6 protein-coding genes are annotated in these 7,105 nt (G+C 72.9%); 4 read left to right on the forward strand and 2 right to left on the reverse strand.

The annotated features are described in order from the left end of the window. Positions 1–297: 297 nt before the first annotated feature. Positions 298–1,269, reverse strand: a complete 972-nt coding sequence (locus ABZ484_RS19105; RefSeq protein WP_358867057.1) for a DeoR/GlpR family DNA-binding transcription regulator — start codon at positions 1,267–1,269, stop codon at positions 298–300. 134 nt (positions 1,270–1,403) lie between these two features. Next, positions 1,404–2,852, reverse strand: coding sequence for an NAD(P)H-quinone dehydrogenase (locus tag ABZ484_RS19110; protein WP_358867058.1), 1,449 nt, complete (start codon positions 2,850–2,852; stop codon positions 1,404–1,406). Positions 2,853–2,991: 139 nt separating this feature from the next. Here ABZ484_RS19110 and ABZ484_RS19115 point away from each other — a divergent pair, with 139 nt between their 5' ends. From ABZ484_RS19115 to ABZ484_RS19130, 4 genes are all read left to right on the forward strand, one after another. Beyond that, positions 2,992–3,429: a gamma-glutamylcyclotransferase gene (locus tag ABZ484_RS19115; protein WP_030165642.1), complete on the forward strand. Its 438-nt coding sequence runs from the start codon at positions 2,992–2,994 to the stop codon at positions 3,427–3,429. Positions 3,430–3,480: 51 nt separating this feature from the next. After that, positions 3,481–3,762: a hypothetical protein gene (locus ABZ484_RS19120; RefSeq protein WP_358867059.1), complete on the forward strand. Its 282-nt coding sequence runs from the start codon at positions 3,481–3,483 to the stop codon at positions 3,760–3,762. A gap of 103 nt (positions 3,763–3,865) precedes the next feature. Then, on the forward strand, positions 3,866–4,690 hold the full coding sequence (locus ABZ484_RS19125; RefSeq protein ID WP_358867060.1) for a purine-nucleoside phosphorylase: 825 nt from the start codon (positions 3,866–3,868) through the stop codon (positions 4,688–4,690). Positions 4,691–5,084: 394 nt separating this feature from the next. Then, positions 5,085–6,767: a phospho-sugar mutase gene (locus ABZ484_RS19130; protein ID WP_358867061.1), complete on the forward strand. Its 1,683-nt coding sequence runs from the start codon at positions 5,085–5,087 to the stop codon at positions 6,765–6,767. Positions 6,768–7,105: the final 338 nt, after the last annotated feature.

Genomic DNA, 7,105 nt, shown 5'->3' on the forward strand with positions numbered 1-7,105 from the left:
TCCGCCGGGTCTCCGGCCCGCGTCACGGTCCTCAGCGCCTCAGCAGCCCCTGCGGCTTCCGCAGCCCCCGCCGCTTCCGCAGCCCCCGCGGGCCGCGTCCGCCGGGTCTCCGGCCCGCGTCACGGTCCTCAGCGCCTCAGCAGCCCCCGCGGCTTCCGCAGCCCTCGCCACTTCCGTAGCCCCCGCCACTTCCGCAGCCCCCGCCACTTCCGTAGCCCCCGCGGCTTCCGCAGCCCCCGCCACTTCCGCGACACCCGCGGGCCGCGTCCGCCGGGTCTCCGGCCCGCGTCACGGTCCTCAGCGCCTCCGCAGATCCGCCACCCGGGCGGCTCGCTCTGCTCGGTCCGGGCCCGCTTGGTCGCCCGTCAGAGGGGTTGAGCGCAGGGTGGCGGTCGGGGCGCCGAGCTGGCTGCGGCGGGGCCCGGGCACGGGGACGTCACGGCGGCGGTCGGTGCGGGACGGGGGGTGGTCGCCCACCGGGTTTCCCATCGCGCCGGCCACGGCGATCTGGACGCCCTGGTCCGCGAGGGCCTGGAGTTCGGTGGCCGCGCGGTCGTCGTGGACCGGAGGCTCGTCCGTCACCAGGCGGGTGATGAGCTCGGTCGGAACCGTCTGGAACATGGTGTCCGCGCCGAGCTTGGTGTGGTCGGCGAGGACCACGACCTCCGCGGCGGCCTGGACGAGGGCGCGGTCGACGGAGGCCGACAGCATGTTGGACGTGGACAGTCCCCTCTCGGCCGTCAGCCCGCTCCCGGACAGGAAGGCCCTCGACACACGCAGACCCTGGAGCGACTGCTCGGCTCCCGACCCGACGAGGGCGTAGTTGGAGCCGCGGAGAGTGCCGCCGGTCATCACGACCTCGACGCGGTTGGCGTGGGCCAGCGCCTGGGCCACCAGCAGGGAGTTGGTCACGACGGTCAGGCCGGGCACCCGGGCCAGACGGCGCGCCAGTTCCTGCGTGGTCGTACCCGCTCCGACCACGATGGCCTCGCCCTCTTCGACGAGACCCGCGGCGAGGTCGGCGATGGCCGTCTTCTCGGCCGTCGCGAGATGCGACTTCTGCGGGAAGCCGGACTCGCGGGTGAACCCGCCCGGCAGTACCGCACCGCCGTGCCGGCGGTCGAGGAGTCCTTCTGCCTCCAGTGCGCGCACGTCCCGCCGTACGGTCACTTCGGAGGTCTGGACGACGCGGGCGAGTTCACGGAGCGACACGGCACCGTTCGCTCGCACCATTTCGAGGATCAGTTGGCGACGTTCAGCAGCGAACACGAAACTGACAGTAACCCCAGCGACCGTCTGGTTTCAGCAGTTTGCGCCGAATAACAGAAGTTGTTCGCACACCAGGGCAGGAAGTGGTATAGAGCCGCAACTCCCCGTGACCGGCGGGGAGTCGGACCCGGACGTCAGGCCTCGGCCGCCGTCTTGCGCGTGTGCAACTGCCGGGCCACCTCGGCGATCGACCCCGAAAGGGAGGGGTACACGGTGAACGCCTTCGCGATCTGCTCCACCGTCAGATTGTTGTCGACGGCGATCGAGATGGGGTGGATGAGTTCCGAGGCGCGCGGCGCGACGACCACACCGCCGACCACGATGCCCGTGCCCGGACGGCAGAAGATCTTGACGAAGCCGTCCCGGATGCCCTGCATCTTGGCGCGGGGGTTGCGCAGCAGCGGCAGCTTCACACAGCGGGCGTCGATCTTTCCTGCGTCCACGTCGGCCTGGCTGTAGCCCACGGTGGCGATCTCGGGGTCGGTGAAGACGTTGGCGGAGACCGTCTTCAGGTTCAGCGGGGCCACCGCGTCACCGAGGAAGTGGTACATGGCGATACGTCCCTGCATCGCCGCCACGGAGGCCAGCGCGAGCACTCCGGTCACGTCACCGGCCGCGTACACGCCCGGAGCCGTCGTGCGCGACACCTTGTCGGTCCAGATGTGACCGGACTCGCGCAGCCTGACGCCGGCCTCCTCCAGCCCCATCCCGGCGGTGTTGGGGATGGCACCGACGGCCATCAGGCAGTGCGTGCCGCTGATGACCCGGCCGTCCGCCAGGGTGACCTCCACCCGGTCGCCGACCCGCTTGGCCGCCGCCGCGCGCGAGCGGGACATGACGTTCATGCCGCGCCGCCGGAAGACGTCCTCCAGCACGGCCGCCGCGTCCGGGTCCTCGCCCGGCAGCACCCGGTCCCGGGAGGACACCAGCGTGACCTTGGAGCCCAGCGCCTGGTACGCCCCGGCGAACTCGGCACCGGTGACACCGGAGCCGACCACGATGAGCTCCTCGGGCAGCTCGGTGAGGTCGTAGACCTGGGTCCAGGTGAGGATGCGCTCGCCGTCGGGCTGGGCGTCGGGCAGCTCGCGCGGGTGACCGCCGGTGGCGATGAGCACGGCGTCGGCGGTGAGCGTCTCCTCGCTGCCGTCCGCCGCGGTGACGACGACCTTGCGCGAGCCGTCCAGGGCCTGCATGCCCTCCAGCCGTCCCCGCCCGCGCATGACCCGCGCGCCGGCCCGCGTCACGGACGCGGTGATGTCGTGCGACTGGGCGAGCGCCAGCCGCTTCACACGGCGGTTGACCTTGCCCAGGTCGACACCCACCACCCGGGCGGCCCGCTCCAGGGGCGGCGTGTCGTCGGCGACGATGATCCCCAGTTCCTCGTACGAGGAGTCGAAGGTGGTCATCACCTCGGCCGTTGCGATAAGGGTCTTCGACGGCACGCAGTCGGTCAGGACCGACGCCCCGCCCAGACCGTCGCAGTCGACGACGGTCACCTCCGCGCCGAGCTGCGCGGCCACCAGCGCCGCTTCGTATCCGCCGGGTCCGCCACCGATGATCACGATCCGAGTCACGTACTCCATTGTCCCGCACCGTTCAAGGTGACACGTCCCGGGGGCCCAGCCGGACCCGTTCTGTTACCTACGGGACGGATGAGGCGACCTCCGGGACGCACCCGCGGTGCGGATGAGTCCCTCGCGTCCCTGCCGTACCCTTCGACCCATGTCGCTCTATGCCGCCTACGCCGGCAATCTCGACGCGCGGCTGATGTCCCGCCGCGCCCCGCACTCGCCGCTGCGCGCCACGGGCTGGCTGAACGGCTGGCGGCTGACCTTCGGCGGCGAGCACATGGGCTGGGAGGGCGCGCTGGCGACCCTCGTCGAGGACCCGATCTCCCAGGTCTTCGTCGCGCTCTACGACATCGCCCCGATGGACGAGGAGTCCCTCGACCGGTGGGAGGGCGTCGGCCTGGACGTCTACCGCCGTATGCGCGTGCGCGTCCACACGCTCGACGGCGAGGAGCGGGCCTGGGTCTACGTCCTCAACGCCTACGAGGGCGGCCTGCCCTCCGCCCGCTATCTGGGCGAGATCGCGGACGCCGCGGAGTCGGCGGGCGCACCCCACGACTACGTGATGGAGCTGCGCAAACGCCCCTGCTGAGCCGGCCTCGCCCCATAAACTGAGTGCATCGACGCACCACCGGGAGAGCGCATGGCCCCCACGATGACGTACGACGTCTACTACACCGTGCAGGCCGCCGCCGCCCGCGACCGCCTCGACGACGCGCAGCGCATCGCGTTCGACAAGGGCATCGCCCTGCTGGCCCGCGACCCGTTCGTCGAGGTGTCCCGGCCCATAGGCTCCACCGGGGACGACCGCACGATCCGGCTCACCCAGAACATCCTCGTGGAGTACACGGTCAGCCGTGGACGTCTCCTGGTCTTCGTCGTCGAGGTGTTCAACGACAAGGACGTCCTCGTCACGGACGTCTGAAACCGCTGCCGGCGCGCCTTCGTGGGAAACGACAAGACAACGATCCCATTCCCGTGAGCTCCCTCATCTACGCGCGTAGGCCAATTCGGGCTACCCTCGTCGCGTGAACGCATCTCTTCTTCCGGACGACATCCAGGGCGACCCCTACGCCGCCGCCGACGCCGCCGCCACCCGCCTGCGGGAACTCACGGGCGCGGAGACCCACGACGTCGCCCTCGTGATGGGCTCCGGCTGGGCACCGGCCGTCGACGCCCTGGGCGCCCCTGAGGCCGAGTTCCCGGTCACCGAGCTGCCCGGATTCCCGCCGCCGGCCGTCGAGGGCCACGGCGGCAAGATCCGCTCGTACACGATCGGCGAGAAGCGCGCCCTGGTCTTCCTCGGCCGTACCCACTACTACGAGGGCCGCGGTGTGGCCGCCGTCGCCCACGGCGTGCGCACGGCCGTGGCCGCCGGCTGCAAGACGATCGTGCTGACCAACGGCTGCGGCGGCCTGCGCCAAGGCATGCGTCCCGGCCAGCCGGTCCTGATCAGCGACCACATCAACCTGACCGCCACCTCCCCGATCGTCGGCGCCAACTTCGTCGACCTGACCGACCTCTACTCCCCCCGCCTGCGCGCGCTGTGCAAGGAGGTCGACCCCACCCTGGAGGAGGGCGTCTACGCCCAGTTCCCCGGCCCGCACTACGAGACGCCGGCCGAGATCCGCATGGCCCGCGTGATCGGCGCGGACCTGGTGGGCATGTCCACGGTCCTGGAGGCGATCGCCGCCCGCGAGGCCGGCGCCGAGGTCCTCGGCATCTCCCTGGTGACCAACCTCGCGGCCGGCATGACCGGCGAGCCCCTCAACCACGAGGAGGTCCTCCAGGCGGGCCGCGACTCCGCCACCCGCATGGGCTCCCTGCTGGCCCAGGTCCTGGACCGCCTGTAGTACGGCACGCACCCCGACGGAGACGCACCGGCACCCCGACGGCGGGAAAGCCGCAAGCGGACGGAAGCGGGCCGTGGGGGTGCGTCCACAGCCCGCCGCGCACTGCGGTCCCAACCCGGTCCAGCCAACCGAACTCCGGGCAGTATGTCCGTGTGCGGCGGGCTGGACGCACCCCCGCGGCCCGCGACCCACAAGGCACCGCAGGCGCCTACAGGCAGCCGGCACGGCACGACGCGCCGACACCACATCGGACCGCACCGCACCGAACCGCACCCGCACCCGCACCCGCACCCGCACCCGCACCCGCACCCGCCGAGCAAACGCACCGCACCGCACCGCAGCGAAACGCACCCCCCACCGACACAACACAAGAGCACGAGAGGCTGACGTAAACGTGCACGACGACCTCATCGCACGGGCCAAGGCGTGGCTGGCCGAGGACCCCGACGCGGAGACCCGCACGGAACTCGCCGAGCTCATCGACGCGGAGAACGTGAAGGAGCTCGCCGCGCGCTTCGCCGGCACCCTCCAGTTCGGCACCGCCGGCCTCCGCGGCGAACTCGGCGCGGGCCCCATGCGCATGAACCGCTCCGTGGTCATCCGCGCCGCCGCCGGCCTCGCCGCGTACCTGAAGAAGCAGGGGACCCCCCACGGGGACGGCTCGGCCGGCCTCGTCGTCATCGGCTACGACGCCCGCCACAAGTCGGCGGACTTCGCCCGCGACACCGCCGCCGTCATGACGGGCGCCGGCCTGCGCGCGGCCGTACTCCCCGGCCCGCTGCCCACCCCCGTCCTCGCCTTCGCCATCCGGCACCTCGGCGCGGTCGCCGGCGTGGAGGTCACCGCCAGCCACAACCCGCCCCGCGACAACGGCTACAAGGTCTACCTGGGCGACGGCTCGCAGATCGTCCCGCCCGCGGACGCGGACATCGCCGCCGAGATCGACGCGATCACCACGCTCACCGCCGTCCCCCGCCCGGAGACCGGCTGGGAGATCCTGGACGACTCCGTCCTCGGCGCCTACCTCGCCCGTACGGACGCCGTCCTCGCCCCGGGCTCCCCGCGCACGGCCCGCACCGTCTACACGGCGATGCACGGCGTCGGCAAGGACACCCTCCTCGCCGCGTTCGCCCGCGCGGGCTTCCCCGCCCCCGTCCTGGTCGCCGAGCAGGCCGACCCGGACCCCGACTTCCCGACGGTCGCGTTCCCGAACCCGGAGGAGCCGGGGGCGATGGACCTGGCCTTCGCCAGGGCCCGCGAGACGAACCCCGACCTGATCATCGCCAACGACCCCGACGCGGACCGCTGCGCGGTGGCCGTGAAGGACGGCGCGGACTGGCGCATGCTCCGCGGCGACGAGGTCGGCGCTCTCCTCGCCGCCCACCTGGTCACCCGCGGCGCGCAGGGCACCTTCGCGGAGTCGATCGTCTCCTCCTCCCTCCTGGGCCGGATCGCCGAGAAGGCGGGCCTGCCCTACGCCGAGACCCTCACCGGCTTCAAGTGGATCGCCCGCGTGGAGGGACTGCGCTACGGCTACGAGGAGGCCCTCGGCTACTGCGTCGACCCGGAGGGCGTGCGCGACAAGGACGGCATCACCGCGGCCCTGCTGATCACGGAACTGGCGTCCCACCTCAAGGAGCAGGGCCGTACGCTCCTGGACCTGCTGGACGACCTGGCGGTGGAGCACGGTCTGCACGCGACGGACCAGCTCTCGGTCCGCGTCCAGGACCTCTCGCTGATCGCCGACGCGATGCGCCGTCTGCGCGAGCAGCCCCCGACCGCCCTCGCCGGGCTGACCGTGGAGTCCGCCGACGACCTGGAGCAGGGCTCCGCCGGCCTCCCGCCCACCGACGGGCTGCGCTACCGCCTGCGGGGGACCGGTCTGCCGGACTCCCCGGTGGAGTCGGCGCGGGTGGTGGTGCGCCCGTCGGGCACCGAGCCCAAGCTCAAGTGCTACCTGGAGGTGGTCGCCCCGGTCGCCGCCGCGACCGAACTGGCCGCCGCCCGCCGCACCGCCGCCCAGGTGCTGACCACGCTGCGCAGGGACATCGCCGCCGCGATGGACGTCGACGCCTGACCGCCGGCGCCTGACACCCGCCCCCGGTCCGGAACCCGACTTGGCCTCGGGACCGGGACCGGAACCGGAACCGGGATCGGGGCCGGGATCGGGACCGGGGCCGGGGCCGGGACCGGGACCGAGACGGGGGCCGGGACCGGGATCGGGACCGGGGCCGGGATCGGGACCGGGATCGGGGCCGGGATCGGGACCGGGGCCGGGATCGGGACCGGGGCCGGGGCCGGGCCGGGATCGGGACCGGGACCGGGGCCGGGACCGGGACCGAGACGGGGGCCGGGACCGGGATCGGGACCGGGGCCGGGATCGGGACCGGGATCGGGGCCGGGATCGGGACCGGG

The sequence above is a fragment of the Streptomyces sp. NPDC006393 genome (assembly GCF_040628575.1).
Classification (GTDB): Bacteria; Actinomycetota; Actinomycetes; order Streptomycetales; family Streptomycetaceae; genus Streptomyces.